Annotated in this window: 28 protein-coding genes; 6 read left to right on the forward strand and 22 right to left on the reverse strand. The window is 43.5% G+C overall.

The features are described 5' to 3' along the window. Positions 1-170: 170 nt before the first annotated feature. The 8 genes from ACTNBR_RS10265 to ACTNBR_RS10300 form a co-directional block, all read right to left on the reverse strand. Positions 171-572: a hypothetical protein gene (locus tag ACTNBR_RS10265; RefSeq protein ID WP_441018194.1), complete on the reverse strand. Its 402-nt coding sequence runs from the start codon at positions 570-572 to the stop codon at positions 171-173. Then, complete coding sequence (locus ACTNBR_RS10270; RefSeq protein WP_441018196.1) at positions 505-741, reverse strand: hypothetical protein; 237 nt, start codon at positions 739-741, stop codon at positions 505-507. The genes ACTNBR_RS10265 and ACTNBR_RS10270 overlap by 68 nt, the downstream gene beginning before the upstream one ends. Further along, entirely contained in the window at positions 738-1,052 is a 315-nt protein-coding gene (locus ACTNBR_RS10275) for a helix-turn-helix domain-containing protein (RefSeq protein WP_055260427.1), read from the reverse strand. Before ACTNBR_RS10275 ends, ACTNBR_RS10270 begins: the two co-directional genes overlap by 4 nt. Positions 1,053-1,140: 88 nt before the next feature. Then, positions 1,141-1,488 (reverse strand): TnpV protein, encoded by a 348-nt coding sequence (locus tag ACTNBR_RS10280; RefSeq protein ID WP_291805709.1) that lies wholly within the window; start codon positions 1,486-1,488, stop codon positions 1,141-1,143. 97 nt (positions 1,489-1,585) lie between these two features. After that, positions 1,586-2,491: a ParB/RepB/Spo0J family partition protein gene (locus tag ACTNBR_RS10285; RefSeq protein WP_441018198.1), complete on the reverse strand. Its 906-nt coding sequence runs from the start codon at positions 2,489-2,491 to the stop codon at positions 1,586-1,588. Positions 2,492-2,743: 252 nt separating this feature from the next. Next, positions 2,744-4,141 (reverse strand): 23S rRNA (uracil(1939)-C(5))-methyltransferase RlmD, encoded by a 1,398-nt coding sequence (rlmD, locus tag ACTNBR_RS10290; RefSeq protein ID WP_441018200.1) that lies wholly within the window; start codon positions 4,139-4,141, stop codon positions 2,744-2,746. A gap of 64 nt (positions 4,142-4,205) precedes the next feature. Further along, positions 4,206-5,147: a 3'-5' exoribonuclease YhaM family protein gene (locus ACTNBR_RS10295; RefSeq protein WP_320856181.1), complete on the reverse strand. Its 942-nt coding sequence runs from the start codon at positions 5,145-5,147 to the stop codon at positions 4,206-4,208. A gap of 66 nt (positions 5,148-5,213) precedes the next feature. Next, positions 5,214-6,548: a S1C family serine protease gene (locus ACTNBR_RS10300; protein WP_441018202.1), complete on the reverse strand. Its 1,335-nt coding sequence runs from the start codon at positions 6,546-6,548 to the stop codon at positions 5,214-5,216. 158 nt (positions 6,549-6,706) lie between these two features. On the opposite strand from ACTNBR_RS10300, the gene ACTNBR_RS10305 reads away from it, so the two are divergent. From ACTNBR_RS10305 to ACTNBR_RS10315, 3 genes are read left to right on the forward strand one after another with little or no spacing between them, the layout of a single operon-like run. Further along, positions 6,707-9,082 (forward strand): endonuclease MutS2, encoded by a 2,376-nt coding sequence (locus ACTNBR_RS10305; protein WP_427819956.1) that lies wholly within the window; start codon positions 6,707-6,709, stop codon positions 9,080-9,082. A gap of 54 nt (positions 9,083-9,136) precedes the next feature. Continuing rightward, on the forward strand, positions 9,137-9,841 hold the full coding sequence (locus tag ACTNBR_RS10310; RefSeq protein ID WP_441018204.1) for a response regulator: 705 nt from the start codon (positions 9,137-9,139) through the stop codon (positions 9,839-9,841). Next, complete coding sequence (locus ACTNBR_RS10315; protein ID WP_441018206.1) at positions 9,838-11,244, forward strand: sensor histidine kinase; 1,407 nt, start codon at positions 9,838-9,840, stop codon at positions 11,242-11,244. Before ACTNBR_RS10310 ends, ACTNBR_RS10315 begins: the two co-directional genes overlap by 4 nt. A gap of 92 nt (positions 11,245-11,336) precedes the next feature. Here ACTNBR_RS10315 and ACTNBR_RS10320 read toward each other — a convergent pair whose 3' ends face one another. Next, complete coding sequence (locus tag ACTNBR_RS10320; RefSeq protein ID WP_441018208.1) at positions 11,337-12,560, reverse strand: substrate-binding domain-containing protein; 1,224 nt, start codon at positions 12,558-12,560, stop codon at positions 11,337-11,339. A 304-nt stretch (positions 12,561-12,864) separates the two neighbouring features. Here ACTNBR_RS10320 and ACTNBR_RS10325 point away from each other — a divergent pair, with 304 nt between their 5' ends. Both ACTNBR_RS10325 and ACTNBR_RS10330 read left to right on the forward strand, forming a co-directional pair. Next, on the forward strand, positions 12,865-13,035 hold the full coding sequence (locus ACTNBR_RS10325; protein ID WP_427806869.1) for a DUF362 domain-containing protein: 171 nt from the start codon (positions 12,865-12,867) through the stop codon (positions 13,033-13,035). 193 nt (positions 13,036-13,228) lie between these two features. Beyond that, complete coding sequence (locus ACTNBR_RS10330; RefSeq protein ID WP_427806870.1) at positions 13,229-13,825, forward strand: helix-turn-helix domain-containing protein; 597 nt, start codon at positions 13,229-13,231, stop codon at positions 13,823-13,825. A gap of 56 nt (positions 13,826-13,881) precedes the next feature. On the opposite strand, the gene dnaB is transcribed toward ACTNBR_RS10330, so the two are convergent. The 7 genes from dnaB to ACTNBR_RS10365 form a co-directional block, all read right to left on the reverse strand. After that, the gene (gene dnaB, locus ACTNBR_RS10335) at positions 13,882-15,234 is read right to left on the reverse strand and encodes a replicative DNA helicase (RefSeq protein ID WP_427806872.1); all 1,353 of its coding nucleotides are present in this window, start codon (positions 15,232-15,234) and stop codon (positions 13,882-13,884) included. Between the two features lie 12 nt (positions 15,235-15,246). Beyond that, a complete protein-coding gene (gene rplI, locus ACTNBR_RS10340; protein WP_427819954.1) occupies positions 15,247-15,693 on the reverse strand; it encodes a 50S ribosomal protein L9 in 447 nt (148 codons plus the stop codon). After that, positions 15,694-17,742, reverse strand: coding sequence for a DHH family phosphoesterase (locus ACTNBR_RS10345; protein WP_427806874.1), 2,049 nt, complete (start codon positions 17,740-17,742; stop codon positions 15,694-15,696). Continuing rightward, positions 17,633-17,872: a hypothetical protein gene (locus tag ACTNBR_RS10350; RefSeq protein WP_441018228.1), complete on the reverse strand. Its 240-nt coding sequence runs from the start codon at positions 17,870-17,872 to the stop codon at positions 17,633-17,635. The genes ACTNBR_RS10345 and ACTNBR_RS10350 overlap by 110 nt, the downstream gene beginning before the upstream one ends. 568 nt (positions 17,873-18,440) lie before the next feature. Continuing rightward, on the reverse strand, positions 18,441-19,460 hold the full coding sequence (gene galE / locus ACTNBR_RS10355) for a UDP-glucose 4-epimerase GalE (protein ID WP_427806876.1): 1,020 nt from the start codon (positions 19,458-19,460) through the stop codon (positions 18,441-18,443). Positions 19,461-19,646: 186 nt separating this feature from the next. Then, on the reverse strand, positions 19,647-20,750 hold the full coding sequence (locus ACTNBR_RS10360) for a phosphotransferase enzyme family protein (protein WP_427806877.1): 1,104 nt from the start codon (positions 20,748-20,750) through the stop codon (positions 19,647-19,649). Further along, positions 20,750-21,676, reverse strand: coding sequence for a nucleotidyltransferase family protein (locus ACTNBR_RS10365; RefSeq protein WP_427806878.1), 927 nt, complete (start codon positions 21,674-21,676; stop codon positions 20,750-20,752). The genes ACTNBR_RS10360 and ACTNBR_RS10365 overlap by 1 nt, the downstream gene beginning before the upstream one ends. A gap of 311 nt (positions 21,677-21,987) precedes the next feature. On the opposite strand from ACTNBR_RS10365, the gene ACTNBR_RS10370 reads away from it, so the two are divergent. Further along, positions 21,988-22,905, forward strand: a complete 918-nt coding sequence (locus tag ACTNBR_RS10370; protein WP_427806879.1) for an AraC family transcriptional regulator — start codon at positions 21,988-21,990, stop codon at positions 22,903-22,905. A 69-nt stretch (positions 22,906-22,974) separates the two neighbouring features. On the opposite strand, the gene rpsR is transcribed toward ACTNBR_RS10370, so the two are convergent. The 6 genes from rpsR to ACTNBR_RS10400 form a co-directional block, all read right to left on the reverse strand. Then, positions 22,975-23,238: a 30S ribosomal protein S18 gene (gene rpsR / locus ACTNBR_RS10375; protein WP_178037364.1), complete on the reverse strand. Its 264-nt coding sequence runs from the start codon at positions 23,236-23,238 to the stop codon at positions 22,975-22,977. Between the two features lie 17 nt (positions 23,239-23,255). Then, positions 23,256-23,690, reverse strand: a complete 435-nt coding sequence (locus ACTNBR_RS10380; protein WP_427806880.1) for a single-stranded DNA-binding protein — start codon at positions 23,688-23,690, stop codon at positions 23,256-23,258. Positions 23,691-23,703: 13 nt separating this feature from the next. Further along, entirely contained in the window at positions 23,704-23,991 is a 288-nt protein-coding gene (rpsF, locus tag ACTNBR_RS10385; protein WP_427806881.1) for a 30S ribosomal protein S6, read from the reverse strand. A 101-nt stretch (positions 23,992-24,092) separates the two neighbouring features. Further along, a complete protein-coding gene (locus ACTNBR_RS10390) occupies positions 24,093-24,287 on the reverse strand; it encodes a DUF951 domain-containing protein (protein WP_427806882.1) in 195 nt (64 codons plus the stop codon). A 29-nt stretch (positions 24,288-24,316) separates the two neighbouring features. Then, positions 24,317-25,507, reverse strand: coding sequence for a class B sortase (gene srtB / locus ACTNBR_RS10395; protein ID WP_441018210.1), 1,191 nt, complete (start codon positions 25,505-25,507; stop codon positions 24,317-24,319). A gap of 144 nt (positions 25,508-25,651) precedes the next feature. Then, positions 25,652-25,945, reverse strand: a complete 294-nt coding sequence (locus ACTNBR_RS10400; RefSeq protein ID WP_427819949.1) for a hypothetical protein — start codon at positions 25,943-25,945, stop codon at positions 25,652-25,654. Positions 25,946-26,225: the final 280 nt, after the last annotated feature.

Below are 26,225 nucleotides of genomic sequence, written 5' to 3' on the forward strand. Positions count from 1 at the left end.
AACGCCCCACCCCTCATTCATGAGGGGTTACAAAGACATTTGTTCAGCAGGATATGCAGTTGTGTTGTTTTGTGAGCACGCATTCCAAAACGCAAAAATCCCCGGAATACCATCTGATCAGAAGATGATATTCCGGGGATGACCTGAATCACATTTTCTATTTACGGCACCTACTCGATGTTCAACTCAGCAAGTTCTCCGCCGCGAATCTGGGCGTAGGAATTATTGCCATACAGCTCTCTGCCTGCGATATAATCCGGGAAGGCAGCAGCATCGCCTCTGGCCCATTCCGGCTCCGGGTCTCCGGGATTTGCCACCGAGGAATGATCGGCATACAGGAAATCCGCCGCCAGCGTGATGCCATCTTCTGCCATGTCGCCGTTGATATCCGCACAGGTGGTTTCCCCGAGGCTGTTCTCGCTGCGCTTCAGTGCATCAATCCTTCGTGGCTCTCCCCGCAGGAGCAGGACATCTCCAACTTTCATCTGATTGACGGCATCCTTATCAAAGGTCTCGTAGCTCCAGAATTTCAAAACCATGTACTGACCGTCTGCCGATTTCCCTCGTGTCATTCTTCTCCTGGATGAGTGCCTCCAGTTCCTGAAATCGGCTATGCTTTTCACCATAAATGGTGCGGAGCTTCTTTTCGTTCTCTGCCTGCTCCGTCTGATCCAGGGCTACACTTGCATTCTTGTCCCAAATTGGACTATCCACCTTTAGGCTCTTCTCATCTCCATTCAATCATTTTCTTCTCCTAATGGAACTTCCCGGATAATATATTCGGTATCTCCATAAAAGCCATATTCGTTACGCAATCTGTGACGTTCCACATATCCATGATGCTCTAATTCCTTAATTGCGGAACGAACAGAATCAATTCCATCTCTGCTCAATGTTGCCAGTCCCTGCATGTTATAATTCCAATCGTCTGGTAGGCTTAACATCAGCGACAATAAGCCTTTCGCTTTCAATGTCAGATTCTTATTCTTGAAATGGTGATTACTCATTACCGTATAATTCTTAGTTCTCTCCACACGAAAAATCTGTGCCAAGCTCCTCACCTCCTTATGAAAAAAGACACAAATCAATTTTCATGACCTGTGCCTTTTCCTTCATTTATTCTGTTTATTTATTATTTCATTAAACGTAAATCAGTTCTTCTAAAATGATTTCCTCTGCGATTGCTCTGTGTTTGTTAGCAGCCCTTACCCAAGCCATCTGGTCAACCCCTTTCTCTGGCAATGGATCACTTTTTTCCAGCTCTCTCAGGATAATCTCTTCCCGTTTCCTTGCCGCCTGGTCAATCTCCAGAAGATGTTCTCCTATTGTGTCCTGTAAAAGCATTACCTGATATTTCGCCCGTTTATGATTTTTCAAATAATCTCTGCGGAGAAATCCATATTTTCCAAGTTGTGTCATCTGTTCTCCGGATTTATACTCCAGTTCTGGAAGCAAATATCCGTTTACATTCCTATAATTCAGTTCCATAGCTTCTTCACACTCCATTTCGTAATCATATATTGCGTCACCATCGTCTGACGTTAACTTTCTCCCAAAAATTGGAAAAAGTCTTTCTCTATAATACCTAATGCACATTACTTTTCCTATTCTTCTGTGCCCACCCTTTGAGTAACTTTTCAATCAAGTCTGCCTGTTGAGCCGGCGTATAATCTGCCGGGAAATACTTTCCGATCCGCTCAAGTGGGATTTTGATTTGTTCCCTCTGGTTCGGCTTGATTTCCTCCAAAATTTCGTAAATCATATCCATATCAAGACATTTTTGTTGGCTCATCCGCTTTAACCGGTTCGCCTGCGAAATGTTTGGGACACACTGTTCCAGTTCCATCACAGCATGAAGTTCATACTGTTCTGCTTCCGTCAGGAAGGAAATTTCCACCGCTGAACGAATTGCAAGCAGCTCCCGGTCAACCATATCCAAAATCTTTGGAATCAATTTTGTCAGACGGATATATCTTTTAATCTGTGTCACACTTTCCCCCACCATCCGGGCAAGCTGTTCATTGCTGCGATTGTTTTCCATATACTTCGGTCCCAATGGGTCCGAAGTCATATCATCTACTCTGCCTTGATGTTTCATTGCTTCCAGTCGCATCTTATAGGCAAATGCTTTTTCACTCGGCAGAATTTTTTCTCTTTGGAGATTACTGTCTACCATCGCAATGATTGACTGGTCATCGTCCAAATCACGGATAATGGCTGGCACTTCTTCCATACCTGCCCATATGGCTGCCGCCTTTCTTCTGTGTCCTGCGATAATTTCATAACCGTCACCATCCGTATTATGGCGGATTAACAGCGGAACCAAAACCCCTTCCTTTTCCATGCTTTGGCGTAATTCAAACAATTTCTGATTTTGCTCCACCTTAAAAGGATGGTCTTTAAAATCATGAAGTTCTGAAACCTTTACCAGAACAATACCGGCACCCGACTCGTAATCCTTTGATGAACACATTACTCTTTTCTTTGTCATCTCAATTATCCTCCATTTAATCTGAATAAAAGAAAAGGACTCTTACCTCTCAGAAATTCTGAAAAACAAGCGTCCTTTTGACTGTTTTAACGATATTCAAATAAAAATGAAATTTTCTTTTTCATGTGTCCACTCATACCAGATGCAGAACTACCGATACCTCGATTCCGTCCATAATCTGCTTTTTTCGTCCCTGTTTACCTGTAGGTGCGAAACTCATATATCTCGCAAAGTGCCTAAAACAAAGGACTTCTACGAATTCACCCGATGTAGACAACATACGGTCTCGACATGCCCCGTCATAGGAAACATATCCACCGCCCGCACCTTCTCGAGTCCATATCCATTCTCACACAGGTATTTCAAATCCCTCGCCAGCGTCGCAGAATCGCAGCTCACATACACAATCCGGTCCGGTCCCATATTTACCATGGTCGAAAGCACGCTCTCTTCGCACCCTTTCCGCGGCGGATCCACCACGATTACGTCTGCGTGTGCATTTTCTCCCGGATGCTCTTTGGCATACGCGGCATAATAATCCGGCAGGACTTCTTCGGCTTTTCCGACATAGAATTCTGCGTTCTGAATTCCATTGATTTCGGCATTTCTCTTAGCATCCTCGATTGCCTGCGGTACGATTTCGACACCATAAACTTTTTTCGCCTTCTGTGCAAGGAAGAGCGAAATAGTCCCAATCCCGCAGTATACGTCCCACACTGTCTCGTTTCCGGTGAGACCGGCGTATTCCAGCGCCTGTCCATACAGCACGTTCGTCTGCACCGGATTTACCTGATAAAAAGAAAGCGGGGAAATCTGGTATTTTACATCTCCGATATAATCTGTGATATATTCCTGTCCCCATAGTAAACGAATTTCATTTCCCATAATTACATTTGTATTCTCACAATTAATGTTATAGGTAATGCTGGTCATTCCCGGGATTTGAGCCAGGGATTCGGTCAGTTTTTCAGCGCATGGAAGCTTCGTTCCATTAATTACAAGGCAGACCATGATTTCTTTCGTGATAAATCCAAACCGGATCAGCACATGGCGCACAAGCCCCTTTCCGGTAGTCTCATCGTAAGCGCTGATATGGTTTTCTTTCATAAATGCCAGCACTTTTTCCAGAATCACACGATTGATCGGAACTCCAAGTGCGCAATCGTGATTGGAAATAATCTGATGGGTGCGTCCTGCATAAAATCCGGCAATCAAGTTTCCTTCTTTGTCTTTTCCAATCGGGTACTGGGCTTTATTGCGATAGTGAAATGGTTCTTCCATTCCCGCGATCGGCTCCATGATCCGATCGATCAGTTTTTCTTCAAATCCACCGATTCTGATCAGGTTTCCTCTTACTTTATTTTTCTTGAATTCCAACTGTTTTTCGTAGGAAAGGCTTTGAATCTGACAGCCGCCGCACTGTCTTGCGACCGGACAAACCGGTTCTGTGCGGTATGGAGACGGCTCCACGATTTCCATCAGACGGGCGTAACCGTACTGTTTTTTTGCTTTCATCACTTTTACATTTACAACATCTCCGATTACGGCATCTTTTACAAAAAGTGTATATCCATCTACTTTTCCGATTCCTTCGCCATCCACTCCCATATCCGAAATTGTCACAACTGCCATATCATTTTTCTTTAACATGATGTTCTCCTTCATCCAATCTATAAAGGACGAAAGATATTTCTTCCGTCCCTTCTGCTTCTTGTTAAATGCTGGACTTTCTCAGGTTCGATTCAAACAGTTTGTTATATCCCAGCCAGTCTGTTGTATTCTTATCTTTAAAAATCTCGGTCAGTGTCTGCATCTTTGCATCTGTGCAGTCTGCGAAATTAAGTGCCACCGCTTCTGCAAGTGCCGGTTTTTTCGGAGATCCGTATTCCAGCTCGCCGTGGTGTGCGATAATGCAGTGCTTCAGTTCGCTTGCCAGTCTTTTCGGGAAATCCGGTATTTCGCGAATCGCATCATCGATCATCTCCACACCGATCACAATGTGTCCCAGAAGCTGACCGTCATCTGTATAGTCATTATCAGGGAAAGGAGAAAGTTCCCGAGTCTTTCCGATATCATGGCACATAGCTGCCGTATAAAGCAGATCTTTACTTAAAATGGAATACGCCCCAGCCATGTATTCACACATTTTCACAACGCTGAGTGTATGTTCCAAAAGACCTCCTGCAAAGCCATGATGTACTGTCTTTGCTGCTGAATGGCCTTTAAATCTCTTGATAAATGCTTCATCTTTAACAAAATAATACTGAATGATCTGCTGTAAATATGGATTCTTAACCTGTGCACCGTAGCGCATCAATTCTTCGTACATTCCATCCACGCTCTTGTCACTGGTCGGCATATAATCGACCGGATTATATTCTCCTTCTCCTGCAACTCGGAGCTGTTTGATATTCAGCTGCAGATTTCCATTATAACTGATCACATCACCAAACACTTCCACAAAGTCTTTCTCATCATAATCTGCAATCCCGTTGGAATTCGGGTCCCAGATCTTTCCATCCAGAGTTCCCGTCTTATCCTGCAGCATCAGATTATCGTATGGTTTCCCATTCCTCGTCTCTGCGCTTCTTTTTCCTTTGCAAAGATAAATTGTTCTAATTGTCTCGCCTTCGTGTAATGTATTGATGTATCTCATGTCTATCCTCTTTCTAACTTCTTTAAACTTTCCGGACCCATCCGGTGCCATATTCTTATGGCAATCTTATTCTTTGCTTCCTACTGTGACAGTAAATTCTACATCCACATATCCGGAAGCTCCCTGGCGCTTTCCCTTCACCTTGATCTGCTGCCCGACTTCGCATTCCATCAGACGCTTTCCGTATCCGGAGACCGTCGATATCTGATTCTTATTCAGCTCCACGATCACATCTCCGCTCTGAATTCCTGCTTTCATTGCCGGAGAATCTGCTTCGACTTCCTTCACGTAAATGCCTTCCGGAATTCCATCCGTCTCTGCAACACTGTCAGGTACCTCTACTCCCTTTACTCCCAGATATGGAATTGCTTTCCCATTGGAGAGCTGTTCTATATACTGTTTCAAATCAGAAACCGCATAAGCAGTAACCAGATTCATGCTTTCATTATCGGTAATCTTCTGATCGATAATCCCGATAACTTCCCCATTCGTATTAAACAAAACTCCGCTTCCTCCCGGAGCTGCCGCTATATCAGTCGTAAGCAGCCTGTACTCACCGTCCGCCACGGCCACCCGGTTTTTCACAGAACTGATAATGCCATATCCGGTACCTCCCGCGTATCCAAATTGTTTGCCAAGTGCAATTACAGGGTCTCCTTTTCCTACAATGTTGGAGTTTCCAAGCGTTGCCGCGACAATCTGCCCTGCTGTCGAACTGGAAAGCAACCTTCGTTCAACAGAGAATACTGCCATTCCCAGATTTCGATCCTGTTTCTTTAGTGATGCCGGATACGTTACACCGTCTGAAAATGTCACATTCAGGCTTTGGGCATCCTTCATGATTCTCGCAGGTGCCAGAATTATGATTTCCAGTGCATTCTCCCATACAATGGTGCCGGAAACACTGTTCACATCATCATAGACAATATTTTCCCAGTTATCCTCATTCTTTACTGCACTGACCTCCACGACACATTTGTTTGCCTGAGAAGCCACCTGATAGAGTGCCCGGCTCATTTCCCGGTAATTATCGACCGTCAGGGCAGGATATGTAACCGCTTCTTCCTGCTGTACGTCTCCTTCTCCTTCCCCCGTCGGATCCTTCTCCGTCACATCTTCATCCGTATCTTCGGGAAGCGAAACGGTGCCGCTTTTTCCTGAAAAAATAACTTCTGCCCACGGTCTTGCCGCACAAAATGCCAGACAGGCAGTAAGACCGAATATCAAGCCTTTGCCTGCTGTTTTACAGATTATATTTCTTAGCTTTTTCCCAGTCATCTGTTCATCTTTAAACGTCTCCTGAAGAAAAGAATAATGTTCCTCTTCTTCATGATCGGACGCTTCCGGATTCTGTGACATAGATTCTTGCACTTTCTGATCTTCATCCCGCTTTTTGAACATGTTATTTCTCCTTCAATTCAAAGCGTTTCGTTCAATGCTCTCTTTAGTAGTATACATGATTCTGCTTCAATGTTCAATGATAATAAATTTATCCTTTTCACTTTCATTTCCAATATAAATACTGTAGAATAGAAACAGATAAAATATGAGGTGTAATTATGAATAAGAAAACTTTATATAAACTTGAATTTGATAAAATCATTAATATGCTCACAGAACATGCTTCCTCCCCGGGAGGAAAACAGGCCTGTCAGAAGCTGAAACCGATGACTGACATCGGAGCGATTGAAACCGCCCAGGAACAGACTGCCGCGGCATTTACCCGAATCATCAAGAAAGGTCATCTTTCTTTCAGCGGATGCTATGCTGTGACCGATTCCCTGAAACGACTGGAAATCGGCAGTGCGTTAAATGCAGCGGAACTTCTTCGAATCGGAAAGCTTCTGAAAGTGGCAGCACGGGCGAAGGTTTACGGCAAACACGATACTGTGGAAGAATGCGCGGATTGCCTGGATGCATACTTTGAACAGATTTCTCCGCTTGCCCCGGTCTGCGCCGAAATTGATCGTTGTATTATCAGCGAAGACGAAATCAGCGATGATGCCAGTTCAAAGCTGAAGCAGATACGCCGCAGCATTTCTGGAATGAATGACAAAATCCATTCCACATTAAACGGACTGTTAAACGGCTCACTTCGTTCCTATTTGCAGGATGCCATCATCACGATGCGTGGTGACCGGTATTGCCTTCCGGTGAAAGCAGAGTACCGCAGTCAGGTACAGGGCATGATCCACGATCAATCCTCTACCGGCTCTACTTTGTTCATCGAACCAATGGCGGTTGTAAAATTGAATAACGATTTGAAGGAGCTTTATGCCCAGGAACAGGAGGAAATTCAGGTCATTCTCGCCCGGATCAGTGCGGATGTGGCTGAATATACCGAAGAGATCCGCACCGATTACCGCGTCATGACCGAACTGGATATGATTTTTGCAAAAGGTGCTCTGGCACTGGATATGAACGCAAGTCGTCCCACTTTTAATACAAAAGGGCGAATCCGAATCCGTGAGGGTCGACATCCTCTTCTTGACAAGAAAAAAGTTGTGCCGATCAGTGTTACGTTAGGAGATACTTTTGATCTGCTCATCGTCACAGGACCAAATACCGGCGGCAAGACGGTTTCTTTGAAAACGGTTGGGCTGTTTACTCTGATGGGGCAGGCCGGACTTCACATTCCGGCACTTGACCGTTCAGAACTTTCTGTATTCCGGCAGGTTTTCGCGGATATTGGGGATGAGCAGAGCATCGAACAGTCTCTGAGTACGTTTTCTTCCCACATGACGAACATCGTATCGTTCTTGAAACACGTAGATGAAGATTCGCTGGTACTTTTCGATGAGCTTGGCGCAGGAACAGATCCGACAGAAGGTGCTGCACTTGCCATTGCAATTTTGTCTTATCTGCATAATCGGGGAATTCGCACCATGGCTACCACACACTACAGCGAACTGAAGGTATTTGCACTCTCGACACCGGGCGTGGAAAATGCCTGCTGCGAGTTCGATGTTGAAACCTTAAGTCCCACCTACCATCTACTGATCGGAATTCCCGGAAAGAGTAACGCGTTTGCAATTTCTGAGAAGCTCGGACTCCCCTCTTACATCATTCAGGATGCCAAAAGCCGTCTGAGTGAGGAGGACGAATCCTTTGAGGATCTGCTGACCGATCTGGAGGCAAGCCGCAAAACCATTGAAAAAGAGCGGGATGAAGTTGCTTCCTACCGTCGGGAGATGGAACGCATGAAATCCGAAATGAAGATCAAGCAGGATAAACTGGACGCACAGCGCGACAAGATTCTCCGGGAAGCCAACGAAAAAGCAAGCGCTATTGTAAGAGAAGCGAAGGATTTTGCCGATGAGACTATGAAAAATTTCCGCAAATTCGGCAAGGAAAATGTGTCTGCTGCCGAGATGGAGAAAGAACGGGAACGCATCCGTAAACAACTGGCAAAGACACAGAATTCTTCCCGTATCGAACCGGCAAAACCGAAAAAGGAGCACAAGGCTTCTGATTTCCACCTCGGAGATTCCGTCAAGGTACTCAGTATGAATCTTACCGGAACAGTGAGCTCCCTTCCTGACGCAAAAGGTAATCTTTTCGTACAGATGGGAATCTTGCGCTCCCAGGTATCCATGTCGGACCTTGAAATCATTGAAGAACCACTGACAATTACCGCAAAACAGATGCGGCGTACTTCCAGCGGCAAAATGAAAATGAACAAATCCATGCACATCAGTTCCGAGATTAATCTTCTCGGTAAAACGGTGGATGAAGCCGTTGCTGAACTCGACAAATACCTGGATGATGCGTATCTTGCCCATTTAAGCCCGGTCCGCATTGTACACGGAAAGGGAACCGGTGCACTGCGCAATGGCATCCATCAATATCTGCGCCGTCAAAAGCATGTCAAATCCTTCCGTCTCGGAGCATTTGGCGAGGGAGATGCCGGTGTAACGATTGTAGAATTCAAATAAGACTGTGCGAACAGTAAACCACAGGTATGCTATCTCATTGAAAGGACATAAATCATGGTAACAAAACAGAAAATTTTAATTGTAGATGATGATGAAAATATTGCAGAGCTGATTTCTCTCTACCTGACGAAGGAATGCTTTGACACAATGATGGTACACGATGGTGAAGATGCTCTGACTGCGTTTGACAGCTACCATCCGAACTTAGTTCTTCTGGATCTCATGCTTCCGGGAATTGACGGCTATCAGGTATGTCGTGAAATCCGCAGCAAATCCAGCACACCGATCATCATGCTCTCTGCAAAAGGGGAGGTTTTCGATAAAGTACTCGGTCTGGAACTCGGAGCTGATGATTACGTACTCAAACCCTTTGATTCCAAAGAGCTGGTCGCACGTATCAAAGCTGTTTTAAGACGTTATCACCCTGCAAAATCGGAACAAAATACTCCGGACCGTGGAAAATGTGTGGAATACCCCGGCATCGTGATCAATCTTACCAACTATTCCGTCATGGTGGACGGTGTAAATGTTGACATGCCGCCGAAGGAGCTGGAACTTCTGTATTTTCTTGCTTCTTCTCCCAATCAGGTATTTACCAGGGAACAGCTTCTGGATCAGATTTGGGGATATGAATACATCGGAGATACCCGCACGGTCGACGTACACATCAAACGTCTTCGTGAAAAGATAAAGGACCATCCGTCCTGGGGACTGAGCACGGTCTGGGGCATAGGCTATAAATTCGAGGTGAAAGAATGAAAAGTACTCTCTACATGAAATTTGTGCTTTTATATGCTATTTTCGGATTTTTGAGTCTTTTTACGGTAAGTGCACTTTCATCGACACTGACTTCCAGTTATCTGGAACGTGAGATATCGGGAAATTTATATCAGGAGGCGAATCTGGTCACCTCCGACTATCTTCCAAGATATTTTTCGGAACAGATTTCTACCGCGGATGTCTACACACAGCTGAACGGAATGCGCTCTTATCTGGATTCAACGATCTGGTTTGTTGACAAAGAAGGAAACATGATCGCATCTGCCAAAAGCGAAGATGCTTCCTATATTCCTTCTTACATTGAGGATTTTGATCCGGCTGAAGCGGGAAGCAGTCAGTATCTGATTGGTGATTATCACGGATATTTTGATCAGAAAATGATCACTGTGATCGCACCTGTAACACAGAAATTTTCTACCAAGGGGTATCTGCTGATCCATAAGCCTTATCGCGACATAGATCAAAGTCGTTCCATCATTACCCGGAACACCGCAATTATAGTATTAGTTGTATATTTGTTGTCTTTCATGATTTTTATGGGAATACATTTTTTCATCTACCGTCCGCTCTGTAAAATCACGGATGCCGCCAAGCAATATGCTTCCGGCAATCTGGACGTCGTGATTCCGGTTGATACTCAGGATGAAATGGGCTACCTGTCCGCTTCCCTGAATTACATGTCTTCTCAACTAAAAGATATGGAAGATTACCAGAAAAAATTTGTGGCGAATGTCTCACACGATTTCCGTTCCCCTCTGACTTCCATCAAAGGTTACGTGGAAGCCATGGCCGATGGCACAATCCCTCCGGAAATGCAGGATAAATACTTGAAGATCATTCTGTTCGAAACGGAACGTCTGACAGATCTCACCCGAGATTTGCTCACCTTGAACGAATTTGACACCAAAGACCTTCTTCTGGATAAGACATCTTTCGATATTCATAAAGTCATACGAAACACAGCCGAATCCTTCGAAGGGACCTGCACGGCAAAGAAAATTACGATTGAGCTTCTGTTTGCTTCTCGCAAACTGCATGTTTATGCTGACAAACGCAAAATCCAACAGGTACTCTACAACCTTCTGGACAATGCAATTAAGTTCAGCGGCACGGATTCCTCGATTACCGTCGAAACCACTGAGCGCGGAGAAAAAGTGTTCATTTCTGTAAAAGATAACGGAATCGGCATTCCCAGATCCAGTCTGAATAAGATATGGGAACGTTTCTATAAAACAGACGCTTCACGGGGGAAAGACAAAAAAGGAACCGGACTTGGTCTTTCCATCGTAAAAGAAATCATCCAGGCTCACAATGAAAACATCAACGTGATCAGTACAGAAGGCGTTGGAACTGAATTTATTTTCTCTTTGCAGAAAGGATAAAGAAACCCGCCGTATCCCGATCCAGCTTCTCGCTGAGTCTTGATACGGCGGGTTTTCCTATAGCTAATCATGTCTGACTGATTCTCTGATTGTTAATACATCATTTTCTGAATTGCTTCGCTGTCCATATTATCTCTTGTCACCCAGGTGAATCCTGCATTTACTTCTGCTTCATTGCCCTGACTGAGGATCGCGCGTGCGCAGGCTACGACTGTAGCGTAACCGATTCCGTATGGATTCTGAACAATCAAGCCATCCAATGAACCTTCTTCCAGACGCTCCAGCTGTTCCTTTCCGCCATCAAAGCTGACCACTTTGACATCATTTCCATCCAACTCCTCCAGAACACTGAGTACCAGTTTTGCCGTCGTTTCATTCGTTGTATAGATTCCCTTCACATCCGGGTGTTTTTCCAATATATACTTCACTGCATCTTCCTGAGTCATACTTGCAGCAGCCTCGTCCACGTCCGGAGTATCACTGTCTTCACCATCTTTCTCCGGCTCGCTGCTGCCATTGTCCTCTGTCTTATCTTCTTCTTTTTGTTCCAGTTCAATCTGCTTCTGTAAATCTTCCAGATCATCCAGGTGATACTTTTCTACCACCTGCACATTCGAATGCTTCTGCTGAATCGTATTTTGGAATCCTTCTTCTCTCTCTTTTGCTGAGGTTGATTTGTTATCATGCATCACAGCAATTACTTCGCCCTCATTATCAATCATATCGCAAAGCTTATTCGCCGCCATGGCCGCTGCTTCCATGTTATTTGTATCGATCATACATACGATATCCTGATAATCTGTCCCCGAATCAAATGCTACTACCGGAATTCCATTTTCAGCCGCCAGATCAAACTGTACTTCACAGGCCCCAGAGTCAACTGCCGCAATTCCTATTGCTGACGGATAGCGTGCCAGTTCTTCATCCAGAATATTTACCTGGTCATCCACATCATCTTCCGTCGCCGGTGCAGAATACGTCAGCTTGACTTTATCATCACCCTTATATCCCAACATACTGTTCATATCATCAATGGCTCTCTGAGCTCCTGCCTTGATTTCTGTCCAATAAGCAGATGAACTGCCTCTTCCAATAATGGAAATGCTTGTTCCCTTCTCAAGCGTAAGCCCCTGTACATTTCCATAAGCCATCGGCTGCAATACATCCAGATTGCTCTGCTTTTCATTGGTCTGCACTTCTGTCTTATTCGTAGCAGTATTGCTGTCATTTCCAGTATTCTGCGCCTGTTCACTGCATCCCATTACAAACAAAGATACGCACAAGATCACAGCTAAACTATTCCATCGTTTTCTCATATAACCTCGCTCCATTTCGTCTGTCCAGTATTCTTTCTCTTCGTGTAAATATCAAGTTCGACTCGGCAGAACCGTAAATCCGCTTGTTCATATACTAACCACTATACACCAAAACCCTAAAAATGGGGAGAAATTTTTTCTTAAGATTTCGTAAAGATTCTATGCATAATTTACAAAAATATGAGCAAGGTTATGCAATGTTCATAATTTAAAGCATAAATTCCCTTGTATATTTACGAATGATGTATTAGAATAGAATCATGCTGAACAGCAAAACTTTTATATAAAAGGAGGATACATAACTATGGCACATGTAATTTCTGATGAATGTGTAAGCTGTGGCGCTTGCGAAAGCGAATGCCCAGTAGGAGCTATCGCTATGGGTGATGATCATATGCAGATCAACGCTGACGCTTGTGTTGATTGCGGCGCTTGCGAAGCAGCTTGTCCTACAGGAGCTATCAGCGCTGAATAATCAGCTTTCTGCAACTCTGATGTAGCAAAGTAAAAGGCAGTGGATTTTAGAATCCGCTGCCTTTTTTGCAGGATTTGTCGAACGATTTTTCCTCCATTTTCAATATTCTATGCTACAATGTAAGTGTTACATGTACTAGCTTCAGAAACTTTTTTGTTTTCTGAAGGTCATTAATAGAATAAGGGGGTATCGTATGGGCGACGTTCATTATATGATATCAGAAGCGGCAAAACAAGTAGGCGTGGAATCCCACGTCCTGCGTTATTGGGAAGAAGAACTGAATCTCCCGATCGGACGCACTGATATGGGGCATCGACACTATACGAAGGAGGATATACAGCTTTTTTGCTGTATCAAAGAACTGAAAAATCAGGGTATACAACTAAAGGATCTTAAAGGATTAATTCCTGACCTGATTCGTACCCGGGAAATACTGAAAGCCAAAAATAATCACCCCAAAGAAGATCCGGATCTTAAAGGCCGAACCTCTGAGCCACTTCCTTCTGAAAGCGGTACCGGCACTCCCGTCCAGGACCCAACTCTTGCATTTCGCGCAGTAGTACAGGAAATCATTACCGGAAACAATAAAGTTCTGGAAGAACTCATTACCAGAAGTGTCTCTGAAAAAGTAAACAAAAACATGGATTTTCTTCTTCAGGCGAAAGAGCGCCAGGAAGAAGACCGGTTTCGAAAACTGGATCACTTGATCCGGCAACAGCAGAATAGTCGACGCGAGGCAGCAAGACCTGCTCCTGTACGATATCTGCACAAAATCTTTGGAGAAACCTAAATCTTATTTTCATATTAGGCACTTACACAAAAAGATTGCACCACGGTGCAATCTTTTTACTCGTCATAATCCTGTTTTCTCTGTGAATTTGCAAATTTCGTGTATTGTGGCAGCCAGGTCAGCGTAACCGTACCGATCGGACCATTTCTCTGCTTGGCAATAATGATCTCTGCCTCATTCACATGTTCTGTATCTTTATTATAGTAATCGTCTCGGTAAATAAACATAACCACATCCGCATCCTGCTCGATCGCCCCGGATTCACGAAGATCCGAGAGCATCGGACGATGATCCGGTCTCTGCTCTACCGCACGGCTGAGCTGTGATAACGAAATAACCGGAACATGCAGTTCTCTCGCAAGAGCTTTCAGTGAACGGGAAATGTCGGAAATTTCCTGCTGACGCGACTCACTTCTTCCTCCTACACTTCCGCTCATAAGCTGCAGGTAGTCGATAATGATCAGTTCCAGATTGTGTTCCAGTTTGTATTTTCTACATTTGGAACGCATTTCCGAAATAGAAATTCCAGGCGTATCGTCAATGATCAGATTGGATCGTCCGATGATTCCTGCACCCTCGATCAGCTTCTCCCAGTCGGAATCTTTTAGATTACCGGTTCTCAGAAGCTGTGCATCCACATAGGATTCCAAAGAAAATAATCGATTTACCAGCTGTTCCTTTGACATCTCGAGACTGAAAATAGCTACGGTTTTATTCTGCCTGAACGCAACATGCTGCGCGATATTCAGGACAAATGCCGTCTTTCCCATAGACGGTCTGGCTGCAACCAGAATCAGGTCGGACGGCTGAAGTCCGGATGTCTTGTAATCCAGATCAATGAAACCCGTCGGGATTCCGGTAACCGTACCTTTGCTTTTCGAAGATTTTTCAATTTTCTCCAATGCATTTAATACAACCTGCTTGATTGGTACGAAATCCCCGTTATTTCGATTCTGAACCAGTTCGAATACTTTTTTCTCAGTCCGTTCCATAATCGCTTCTACCGGTTCCTTAGCCAGATAACAGGCATTCGCGATTTCCTCATTCATCTTGATCATTTTGCGAAGTGTTGACTTTTCAGCAACAATCTCCGCATAATACTTCACATTTGCCGAAGTCGGCACAGCAGCGAGCAGATCCCGCACAAATTCCAGACTGCTGATTTCCTCAGGAACATCCTTCTCTTTCAAACGGTTCTGCAACGTGATCAAATCAACAGGCTTTCCTTCGTTGAACAACTCCACCACCGAATCAAAGATCACTCCATAAGCGGTCTGATAGAAATCATCTCCACAAATAATCTCGGAAGCCGTTGTGATCGCATCCCGGTCCATCAGCATAGCACCGACAACAGACTGTTCTGCTTCTATACTGTGCGGCGGTACCCGCTTGATAAGCGCTTCATCCATTCACAGCTCCCCCTATGCCTCTCCTACATGTACTTTCAGCTCTGCCGTTACTTTCGGATGCAATTTTACCGGCACAAGATGCATTCCAAGTGTTTTTATCGATTCTTTTAATTGAATTTTCTTTTTATCGATATCAATTCCCATCTGCTCTTTGACAGCAACTGCAATCTCCTTTGATGAAACAGAACCAAATGTCTTGCCGCCTTCCCCGGTTTTGATCTTCAGTTCTACTTTACCTTCTCCAAGTTTTGCTGCCAGTTCCTTTGCAGCATCAAGATTTTCCTGAGCAACTTTTTCCTCATTCTGCTTTTTCAGCTTCAGATCATTCAAATTCTTTCCATTTGCTTCAACCCCAAGCTTTTTCGGTAAAATAAAGTTTCTTGCATATCCGTCATTTACATTTACAATTTCTCCTTTTTTCCCAAGAGACTTCACGTCCTGCATTAAAATAACTTTCATCTAGATATCTCCTTCTTCAATCATAATATCAATTGTTTTCTTAAGTGTCTCGATTGCTTTCACCATATCGGTATGTTCGAACTGCGCCCCGGCTGTATTGATATGTCCGCCTCCGCCCAGTCGTTCCATAATGATCTGAACATTTACCTCATCAATCGATCTTGCGCTGACATAAATCTTTCCGTTATATACAGTAAGTACAAAGGACGCTTTGATTTCCTCAATATTGAGAAGTTCATTTGCCGCCTGTGCACCAATGATCGTCGGGCTTTCAATTCCCAGATGTTCTCCTCTGGCGATTGCATAAACATCCCTGTAAACTTCTGTACTGCTGATAACCGATGCTTTCGCTCTATAAGAAGCCATGTCGTCCCGGAGAAGTTTGCGAACATAGGTAATATCCGCTCCACATCTTCGCAAATATGCTGCCGCCTCGAATGTACGTACTCCTGTCCGATTCATAAAATTATTCGTATCAACCAGAATACCTGCATACAGACTGTTTGCTTCCATCACAGTCATCTTCAAATCGTCTGCAATATACTGCAAAACCTCTGCAACCATTTCACAGGCAGAAGAAGCATACGGCTCAATATAAGACAAAACCGCATTTTCAATCACTTCATCGCTCTGTCGGTGATGATCCAGAACCGCAATCGTCTTCGTCATGCGAAGAAGCCGTTCGCATTCCGTCATCTTTGGCTTATTCGTATCCACTACAACAACCATCGTATTTTCATCCGCCAGTTCCTCCGCCTCTCGGGGGGTGACAAACAGATCCTCCGGGTATGCTGTATTATTAGAAAATGCTTCATACAATGGCCGTAATGTTACCGAAATATCATCCAACACGATATTGACCTTCTTCTCCATCGCAGATGCCGCACGATAGATTCCGATTGCTGCGCCAAAAGAGTCTACATCCGGTATCTTGTGCCCCATTACGATCACACGCTCTTTTGCAATGATAAACTCCCGGAGTGCCTCAGCCTTGACACGGGCTTTCACACGCGTATTTCTGGAAGTCTGTTCACGTTTTCCGCCATAATAAGTAATTCCTTTGCAATTTTTTACAACTGCCTGATCACCACCACGGGCAAGAGCCAAATCAATTGCAACGCGTGCATAGTTATACCCCGCCGAATATGTGTCCTTGCTCAGTCCCAATCCGATACTGAGCGTAGCCGGAACCTGATTTCCAATATTTACGTTCTTCACATCGTCCAGAAGCGAGAACCGGTCCGCTTCCATCCGATTGAAACTTTCCTTCTTAATTACAATAAAATACTTATCTTTCTCCAGCTTCTTTGCAATACCATTCAGATTTGCAATATACTGGTTGATCTTACGGTCGATCAGAGCCACCAGAAGAGACTGACGAACCTCTTCCACACTCTCCATCACTTCATCATAATTATCGATGTAAATCAGTCCGGCAACAAGGCGCTGTTCCTCATTTTCACGAATATAAGCATTCAATTCGGTTACATCCTGCAAATGAACTGCAACGAAATATTCCTTCTCTTCCGGAAATTCCAGCAACTGTTCAGATTCATTAAAATCCTCCACAGATACATATTGGATTTCTGCCTGATAATCCTTGTCCTTGTAACCGAATTCCAGATTGACCGTCTCCCCTTCTTCCTTCGGGAAAGCACTTCGGTTCAGTTCCGGAATATATCTGCTCAAATACGCATCTTTTCTCTTTTCTTCTCCCAACACATCGTCAAACTGTGTATTGGTCCAGATAATCTTACCATCACTTTGCAATATTGCATATGGTATAGACAATTCCTTTAACAGTGTATTCTGGACTACGCTGTACTGCGCAGCGAACTCCACCATGTCCGCCAGTACCAGCGATTTACTGTAAAAGTACATGACAGTCACACACGCAGCATACACGAGAACAAATACGCCCATGACGATTCCGGCTTTCTTATCGATCCAGAAAATCCAGATATTCATCGCTATCAGAAATAGCGTCATGATTGACGGCCACTGCATATAAAATTTTAATTGTCCTTGTAATTTGATATCCTGCTTCATAATAGTCATTCCTCATAATCAGCTGTACTGGTTGAACTTCGTTCTTTCGCTCACGGGCTTTCGCCCTATGAAAATCATAGCCCGCAAGCTTGCCTGCCAGCAGGCATCTTGCTGTCTTTGATTTTCGCACGGCTCATTGCCTACTTGAACATTATAACACCTTTCTTTTGTTTAGGGAAGTAGAAATGATTTTGTATCTTTATTCTAGTGCGCTGGCGTGAAGTTTTGTTTGGTATCAGGATGGTCTATATAATCCACACAATGAACTCATCTAATTCCAGCCATCATGTATCCAACACCACAATTCCACCTCCGTGGCTGCTCCGATAGCCAAAATCATAAGCATTTACGGCAAATAGTACAACAATTGTTAATTAGCACGTAGTATTCAGCACATGTTACGGCACACACCAAAAAATCCATAAAATGCTACGTAATGTCCCCTCTTTTCTCCGCGACTTCTCAGAGTTCCCTCCCCATTTGAAAAAGTCAGCCCGAAGAAGGGCGCATAGATTGATATCGAACAATCCAGTCGTGCTTAGCGGAGGTGAAATCCGGTGCTTACGCAGTCTTAGGTGCGAGGGCATTCCCGAGCACCTTAGTCTGCGTTAGCAACTAGTTCACCGCAGCGTCACGACGTTCGCTATCAATCTATGCGCCCTTCTTCGGGCGTCCCTTATTCAAAAAAACACTTTTTATTATTTTGTATTATATCCATCTGGATTCTGGCTCTGCCATCTCCATGAGTCTTCACACATTTCTTCGAGTCCGCGCTCTGCAACCCATCCGAGTTCTTCTTTTGCCTTCGTTGCATCAGAATAGCAGGTTGCGATATCGCCAGGTCTTCTTGCTTTGATCTGGTAAGGAATCGGTTTTCCACATGCTTTTTCAAATGCATGAACCATATCCAATACGGAATATCCGGTTCCGGTTCCAAGATTGTACACGCATACACCGGCTTTTTCTTCAATCTTCTTAAGTGCTTTTACGTGGCCGATTGCAAGGTCTACAACATGGATGTAATCACGCACGCCGGTTCCGTCATGCGTATCGTAATCGTCGCCGAATACGCCGAGGCACTCCAGCTTGCCGATAGCAACCTGAGTGATATACGGAATCAGATTGTTCGGAATTCCCTTCGGATCTTCTCCCATCAGACCGCTCTTATGTGCTCCAATCGGGTTGAAGTAGCGAAGAAGCACTACATTCCATTCCGGGTCTGCAGTATGCAAATCTGTCAGAATCTGTTCAAGCATCCATTTTGTCCATCCGTATGGATTGGTACAGGTTCCTTTCGGGCATTCCTCTGTGATCGGAATGAATGCCGGATCTCCGTAAACAGTAGCTGAAGAGCTGAAGATAATATTTTTAACGCCATGATTGCGCATCACTTCACAAAGAGTGAGCGTTCCGCCGATGTTATTCTGATAGTATTCCAACGGTTTTGCTACAGACTCACCTACTGCTTTCAGTCCGGCGAAATGAATAACGGAATCTATGCTTTCTTTTGAGAAAATCTCATCCAGCGCAGCTCCGTCCCTGATATCTGCCTGATAGAAAGTTACCTTTTTCCCGGTAATCTTCTCCACACGTCTAAGTGCTTCCTCAGAAGAATTGCATAAGTTGTCCACAACAACTACGTCATAGCCTGCATTTAAAAGTTCTACGCATGTATGACTTCCAATAAATCCAGCTCCACCCGTTACTAAAATTGCCATGATCTAATCCTCCTATATGTTCGAATCATTTCTTCTAAACTTACTATATCATACTTTTCTGAAATAGGGAATACTTTTTACTAAATTTTTCAATTATATTTACTAAAAATATTGGTCGTTTTACTAAACACCCATCCTTTTATATAAGATAAAAGCCCTTGCCGGACAAGCACGGGCTCTCTATCTTTATTTGTACTTATCAATAATCTCACGCATGGTATCCCATTTAGCTTCCATATCCTTAACCAACTTGAACTGAGTTCTGCAGCGATCCAGGTTATGATTTTCGCGATGGATCTTAAAATAAGTATCCCCCTGCAGGTAATCGGTCAGGAAACGCATACCACATTCAAAGGTCATGACCATAGCGCCCGTTGGCATCAGGTCGATTTCCTTCTCTGTCAGTTTGCCTCCACAACCCTCAATAAATCCCTTTGCATAGAGATCGAAGAGTTCCATATCGCAGGAAACTTTCGAAAGATCCTGTTCATCTTCCGTAGCTGTACTCGCTCCGAAACGGATCGAATCACCGAAATCATTCATGGCAAGTCCAGGCATAACCGTATCCAGGTCGATTACACAGATGCCTTTCCTTGTCTTGTTATCAATCATGATATTGTTCAGCTTCGTATCATTGTGCGTAACACGGAGCGGGATCTCTTTCTTTTCCAGCAGATCCGCGAACACATTTGCCAGATGTTCATGCTCCAGAACAAACTGAATCTCCTTCTGTACAGAAGCAGCACGTCCGCATACATCATCTTCCACTGCTTTCTTAAATACCTGGAATCTTGCTTTTGTATCATGGAATCCTTCAATCGTCTCATGAAGCGTTTCTGCCGGATATTCTGCAAGGAGTCTCTGGAAATTACCAAAAGCGACTGCACTCTGATAAAAGTCTTCCGGACTTTCTACCTGATCGTAACTGGTTGCATCCGTAATGAATTTGTAAGATCTCCAGTATTCACCTTCAGAGTCTACAAAATATGGCATATCATCAACGGTACGGATCACATTCAGTGTCTCACGGTCCGGATCCCCTCCGTTTTCAATAATCTTCTTGCGCAGATAAGAAGTCACGTTCAGGATATTCTCCATAAGTTCTATCGGTTTTGTGAAAATGTTCTTGTTCATTCTCTGTAAAATAACCTTGATCGTTCCCATTTCTGCGATTTCAAATGTCAACAGATATGTATCATTAATATGCCCGCTACCATAAGGTCTTTCATCGATCAGCACGCCTTCATACCGGAACTGGCCTATCGCTTCATCAATTTTTCCTTTTCCCATTATGCTTCCCCCCAAAGTTTCTCAGGATAACGTCCTTCTGCCTTCATTTTCTTAATTGCCTGAACTACAACCGGTTTGTCTTCTTTATAAGTCACTCCATACCATTTATCTGCAGAAGCCAGAACTGCAACCGTTGCACGTCCTTCTTCCAGAAGTGTACTTACGACAGCCGGAAGGAAATATTCACACTTCATCGGATTTGATACAAGTCCCTTTTCCAGAAATGCCGGGAATCCAGCCTTGATTTCATCTAGAATGCTGCGTGTGAATCCCCACATATTCATAGACACCAGTGTATCTCCCGGAAGTTCGGTCCATGACGCTCCATCATCTTCAGAATAAGCGATTCCACCGTTTCTCTTCTCAATACGTGTTCTTTCTGTGATGCGTACCAGTTCTCCGGCCTCATTCGTATCACACACTCCACGTGCCACATGACCATTGTCCGTAACCGTATTTTCCAGCTTATATCCTACCATCGTGTAACGATATTTATCATCATCCTCATGAGTTGCAAGATAATCATAGATAACCTGGAACGCATCTCTTCCATAGTAGTCATCTGCATTAATTACAGCGAATGGCCCGTCTATCTCATCGATCGCGCTCAGAACCGCATGAGCCGTTCCCCACGGTTTCACACGTCCTTCCGGCACTTCAAATCCTTCCGGAATATTGTGCAGATCCTGATATACATAAGCAACCTCCATCTGCTCTGCCATACGATTTCCGACAGCCTCTTTAAAATCTGCTTCATTTTCTTTTTTGATAATGAAAACAACTTTTTCAAAGCCTGCGCGCTTTGCGTCAAAGATGGAGAAGTCCATGATGATATGTCCCTGCTCATCTACCGGATCAATCTGTTTGAGTCCACCGTAACGACTTCCCATTCCTGCCGCCATGATTACTAATACTGGTTTTTTCATTTTCCATCTCTCCCTACTTTTATTTTCGTTTTACTTACTTTAACTAAGTCCATAATATAACTTTTTCTCTCTTTCGTCTTTATATAATCAATCTCTAAATTTGTCTTATTATATCCTTATATATAGATTATTTCCGATTATTTGCACATATGTGAAAAATTCATTTGTATTATCTTTTTATCATTTTGCACTATCAGCCACTTATGATTGATTTTTTCCGAGCATTGGTTTAATATACTTATTGAGAATATATATTTCGGTTCAATGACTCTGATTATTTATCATTCGCACCGTCACACTGGAGGCAATATATGGGTTATATTGGCGTACAACTTGAAGATTCCATTCATATTGATGAATTATACACTGTTCATTATTTTGAGTACATGAATAATTTTTCTTTTGCAGGTGAATCCCACAATTTCTGGGAGTTTCTCTATGTAGACAAAGGAGAAGTCGGTGTCATTACGGAAACGACCTACCACCTGCTAAAAAAGGGCGATATTATTTTCCATCAGCCCAATGAGTTCCACGCAGTAAAGGCAACCGGTGATTCTGCCCCCAATCTGGTCGTGGTATCATTTGCATCGAAATCGCCAGCCATGAATTTTTTTGCCGGTAAGATCCTGCGAATTGATGAGTTGGAGCGAAACCTTCTGGCAGATACGATCATCGAAGCAAGAGACTGCTTCGCGTGTCGCCTGGATAATCCGTATCTGCAGCATATGGAAAAGAAAACACCAAATTCTTTCGGGGCAGAACAGATGATACGACTTGATCTGGAGCACCTGCTGATTCATCTGGTCCGCCATAATACCAATCCGATTGTTTTTAAGAAAAATTTTCCAAAACTCCCTCCCAAGTCAACCACAAGCCGGAGCGATACCGAGATTTTCAACCGGGTGGTAAATTATCTGGAAGCCCATATTCACTCGCATGTGACCATAGAGCAGATCTGCCGCGATAATCTGATCGGACGTTCGCAGCTTCAGAAGATTTTCCGCGAAAAATGTTCCAAGGGAGTCATCGAATACTTCTCATCCATGAAAATCGATGTGGCCAAGCAGATGATCCGAACAAATCACATGAACTTCACCCAGATTTCCGAACAGCTCGGTTATACTTCGATTCATTATTTTTCCCGGCAGTTTAAGAAAATCACCGGGATGACTCCTTCCGAATATGCCTCTTCGATCAAGGCCATGGCAGGCGGCAGTTTTGATGATTAACCGAATACACGCAAAACAAAAAGGCTGAATTCCCGGAAAATTTCCCGAGATTCAGCCTTAATATTTTAATTAATCCTGAACGTATGGCATTAAAGCGATATGTCTTGCTCTCTTGATTGCTACTGTAAGAGCTCTCTGATGTTTTGCACAGTTTCCTGTGATTCTTCTCGGAAGGATCTTTCCTCTTTCAGAAACATATTTCTTTAATTTTGCTACATCTTTATAATCGATTTCGTTGTTCTCTTTACCACAGAATACACAAACTTTTTTTCTTCTGCGTCCGCCTCTTCTCTTCATCGGAGAATCTGGTCTGTTTCCTTTTTCGAATGCCATTTTGCACATCTCCTTTCCTAGTTAAAAGGTAATTCCTCATCAATTCCGTCCGGAATATTCATGAAGCCGTCACCAGCATCTACGCTTGGTGCCGGAGCCGGGGCGTTCTGATAAGACTGTGCGCCGCTCGCATTCTTGCTTTCTGCAAATTCCTGCTCCTCAACAACAACCTCTGTTGTATAGACCTTCACACCATCTCTGTTGGTATAGCTTCCGGTCTGGATTCGTCCGCAGACCGTAACGCGCATTCCCTGGCGGAAATAACGTTCTGTAAATTCTGCGCTCTTACCGAAAACAACACAGTTGATAAAATCTGCACTCTGTTCTCCGTCACGCTTGAATCTACGGTCTACAGCCAATGTATATCTTGCAATAGCGAGAGCATTCTCACCTTGTGAATATCTTACTTCAGGATCTCTTGTCAAACGTCCCATTAAAACCACTTTATTCATACGCTGCCTCTTTCTAAGCTTCGTCTTTCACGCATAAATATCTGATTACACCGTCCATGATACGGATTCTCTTCTCAACTTCGCCCGGTGTAGTTGTATCAGATTCGAAGTGGACAAAGTAGTAATAAGCTTCTTTCATTTTCTGGATTTCGTAAGCTAATCTTCTCTTTCCCCATTCATCAACGTCAGTTACGTTACCGCCGAAACGTGTTACAAGTGCTTTCACCTTTTCGATAACTTCTGCTCTGGCGTCGTCTTCGAGTTTTGCGCTGACAACAACTGCTAATTCATATTTGCTCATGTCCTGCACCTCCTTATGGTCTCTGGCTCCCGGATTCGCCGGGAACAAGGATAAAAATAGTATATCACAAGTTGGTATGATACCATAAATCAACACACGTTTCAAGCTTTTTTTCTAATTTCTTTTGTATTTTTCTCCACAAGTTTTCTGGAAACCATCACCTGATGTCCGCATCCCTGGCATTTCAGCCGGAAATCTGCTCCCACACGCAAGATCTCCCACTCCGAGTTTCCGCAGGGATGTGGCTTTTTCATCCGGATGATGTCTCCCACTTCGAATTTTACATCTATAGCCATCTTCTCCTCCTGTTTTTCAATTTTGTTTCCTAATTTTTGACCTCAACCAGCATCCCGTGAACGACTAAACGTTCATCATTATTCGCCTTTGTACAGGTTGAAAGCGTTACAATTTTGGAATCCAGATCCGGTTCCACACCTGTATCGTAAAAGCTGGATTCTTTTGTTATTTGAAGGAATGACCGGAACGCCTCATCATCCGCAAATTCATATGTATAATTCTCAGCTATATCTTTTACAATGCCCGCAGAATAGATCTGATATTTCAGCTGTGCGCCATCCGGAGTATAAATATAAAAGCAAGGATATTTCTTCCAGAACTCTTCACTTTCATATTCATCCAGTTCATTAAACATCGTCCCGTTATTCATATGATGTCCGTAAATAATTGTATTTCTGTCAGTAAAATCCGGATTATTATCCACATTAACGAAAATCGTTCCAACCGTATTCTCATACCCCTTAAACGTCTTCGACAAATATTCACTGTTGTCTTTTCCCTGAACTACCGGATAATTTATAATCGCAGGTTCATCGAAACGAATCCATGCCACGACGTCCGGGTTGATTTCCTTCAACGCGTCAAAGTCCACCTGATAACGATCCGCTTCCTCTTGATCAATGCTCACAACCGTTTTCTCAATTTCGTCATATTCTGCTTCTCCTTTGTGATATCCATAATAAATATCAAACAACTGATAAGCTGAGTATGCAAAAACTGCCAGAGCAATAATCAAAATGATCTTGCTGATAACTCCAGCCGCCTTTGAGCCTTTACTGTGCCGTTTCCTTGGGCCTCTTCTGTGCGTTTTCTTTTTGTGTCCCGTGCTTTTTCCAGCCATATGCTCTGATTGCATTTCTTTTTCCTGTATGCCGGTATGCTCCGCATACTCTTTTTTCGGACGTTTTCTACGCTGTTCTTCGTTCATTCCTTCCGGGCGTCTTTTCGGGCGTTCATTCATCATACCTTCCGAATGTTTTCGCCGACGTTCTTCTCCCGCTCCTTCCGGACGCTTCCTACGACGTTCTTCTCCTGCCCCTTCCGGACGCTTCCTACGACGTTCTTCTCCTGCTCCTTCCGGACGCTTCCTACGACGTTCTTCTCCTGCCCCTTCCGGACGCTTCCTACGACGTTCTTCTCCTGCCCCTTCCGGACGCTTTTTTCTATTTTCTTTCTGTATATCTTCTTTTTTTATTTCCCTATTTTTTTCTTCTTCCATTACTGCCTCCCGGGAATCTTGTTATAACCAGAAGTATAACACACTTTTTAGACTTTTTTAATAAGAAGTTTATTGATTCCACAGAAAGTCTGTGTAAAATAATAATATACCTTTTACCACAACACTACTATAAAGATTGGATGATTAGAAATGAAAGAAAAATTTATGCGTTTTATGTATGGTCGCTATGGGGTCGATTCTTTTGGAAGATTTATGATGTGGACCGGAATTATCATGTTTCTTCTTTCCGGCTTTTTTCGATGGAACTTTTTGTACTATCTGGCGTTGGTAATACTTATTTATACTTATTTCAGAATGTTCTCCAGAAACATTTACAAGAGATCCTCCGAGAATCAATCTTTTCTGAAAGCGACCGCAGGCATTCGGAACTTCTGGTGGAACCAAAAAAAACTTTTCAAGCAGCGTAAGACGCATCATATCTATAAATGTCCTTCCTGCAAACAGAAAATCCGTGTTCCAAGAGGAAAGGGCAAGATTGAAATTCGCTGTCCGAAATGTCAGACTACCTTTATTAAACGCAGCTGATATTCTTAATTTCAATACATAATTTAAGGGAGCATATCACATGCTCCCTTAATCTATATATTTTCGGCATCATTCTGTTGATATTTCGTTTTGTTTCTTTCTGAAATATCATTATATCACTACAGATTTTTTTGCTTCAACTCTTTTCCCCATTTTCGTATAGATATGTTAT

Source organism: Bariatricus sp. HCP28S3_F11 (assembly GCF_052065395.1).
In the GTDB taxonomy this organism is placed as follows: Bacteria; Bacillota; Clostridia; order Lachnospirales; family Lachnospiraceae; genus Allocoprococcus.

Excerpts from the sequence above, each read along its gene's own strand:
- rlmD (WP_441018200.1), bottom strand. The coding sequence starts at position 4,141 with ATGTTAAAGAAAAATGATATGGCAGTTGTGACAATTTCGGATATGGGA.
- srtB (WP_441018210.1), bottom strand. The coding sequence starts at position 25,507 with ATGGAAGAAGAAAAAAATAGGGAAATAAAAAAAGAAGATATACAGAAA.
- dnaB (WP_427806872.1), bottom strand. The coding sequence starts at position 15,234 with ATGGATGAAGCGCTTATCAAGCGGGTACCGCCGCACAGTATAGAAGCA.
- ACTNBR_RS10360 (WP_427806877.1), bottom strand. The coding sequence starts at position 20,750 with ATGGGAAAAGGAAAAATTGATGAAGCGATAGGCCAGTTCCGGTATGAA.
- ACTNBR_RS10390 (WP_427806882.1), bottom strand. The coding sequence starts at position 24,287 with ATGGCTATAGATGTAAAATTCGAAGTGGGAGACATCATCCGGATGAAA.
- ACTNBR_RS10370 (WP_427806879.1), top strand. The coding sequence starts at position 21,988 with ATGGGTTATATTGGCGTACAACTTGAAGATTCCATTCATATTGATGAA.
- ACTNBR_RS10345 (WP_427806874.1), bottom strand. The coding sequence starts at position 17,742 with ATGAAGCAGGATATCAAATTACAAGGACAATTAAAATTTTATATGCAG.
- ACTNBR_RS10310 (WP_441018204.1), top strand. The coding sequence starts at position 9,137 with ATGGTAACAAAACAGAAAATTTTAATTGTAGATGATGATGAAAATATT.
- ACTNBR_RS10265 (WP_441018194.1), bottom strand. The coding sequence starts at position 572 with ATGACACGAGGGAAATCGGCAGACGGTCAGTACATGGTTTTGAAATTC.
- ACTNBR_RS10320 (WP_441018208.1), bottom strand. The coding sequence starts at position 12,560 with ATGAGAAAACGATGGAATAGTTTAGCTGTGATCTTGTGCGTATCTTTG.
- ACTNBR_RS10280 (WP_291805709.1), bottom strand. The coding sequence starts at position 1,488 with ATGGAACTGAATTATAGGAATGTAAACGGATATTTGCTTCCAGAACTG.
- ACTNBR_RS10380 (WP_427806880.1), bottom strand. The coding sequence starts at position 23,690 with ATGAATAAAGTGGTTTTAATGGGACGTTTGACAAGAGATCCTGAAGTA.
- rplI (WP_427819954.1), bottom strand. The coding sequence starts at position 15,693 with ATGAAAGTTATTTTAATGCAGGACGTGAAGTCTCTTGGGAAAAAAGGA.
- ACTNBR_RS10295 (WP_320856181.1), bottom strand. The coding sequence starts at position 5,147 with ATGAGATACATCAATACATTACACGAAGGCGAGACAATTAGAACAATT.
- ACTNBR_RS10330 (WP_427806870.1), top strand. The coding sequence starts at position 13,229 with ATGGGCGACGTTCATTATATGATATCAGAAGCGGCAAAACAAGTAGGC.
- ACTNBR_RS10365 (WP_427806878.1), bottom strand. The coding sequence starts at position 21,676 with ATGAAAAAACCAGTATTAGTAATCATGGCGGCAGGAATGGGAAGTCGT.
- ACTNBR_RS10400 (WP_427819949.1), bottom strand. The coding sequence starts at position 25,945 with ATGATGCGTCTTACGCTGCTTGAAAAGTTTTTTTTGGTTCCACCAGAA.
- ACTNBR_RS10285 (WP_441018198.1), bottom strand. The coding sequence starts at position 2,491 with ATGACAAAGAAAAGAGTAATGTGTTCATCAAAGGATTACGAGTCGGGT.
- rpsR (WP_178037364.1), bottom strand. The coding sequence starts at position 23,238 with ATGGCATTCGAAAAAGGAAACAGACCAGATTCTCCGATGAAGAGAAGA.
- ACTNBR_RS10325 (WP_427806869.1), top strand. The coding sequence starts at position 12,865 with ATGGCACATGTAATTTCTGATGAATGTGTAAGCTGTGGCGCTTGCGAA.
- ACTNBR_RS10305 (WP_427819956.1), top strand. The coding sequence starts at position 6,707 with ATGAATAAGAAAACTTTATATAAACTTGAATTTGATAAAATCATTAAT.
- rpsF (WP_427806881.1), bottom strand. The coding sequence starts at position 23,991 with ATGAGCAAATATGAATTAGCAGTTGTTGTCAGCGCAAAACTCGAAGAC.
- galE (WP_427806876.1), bottom strand. The coding sequence starts at position 19,460 with ATGGCAATTTTAGTAACGGGTGGAGCTGGATTTATTGGAAGTCATACA.
- ACTNBR_RS10315 (WP_441018206.1), top strand. The coding sequence starts at position 9,838 with ATGAAAAGTACTCTCTACATGAAATTTGTGCTTTTATATGCTATTTTC.
- ACTNBR_RS10300 (WP_441018202.1), bottom strand. The coding sequence starts at position 6,548 with ATGTTCAAAAAGCGGGATGAAGATCAGAAAGTGCAAGAATCTATGTCA.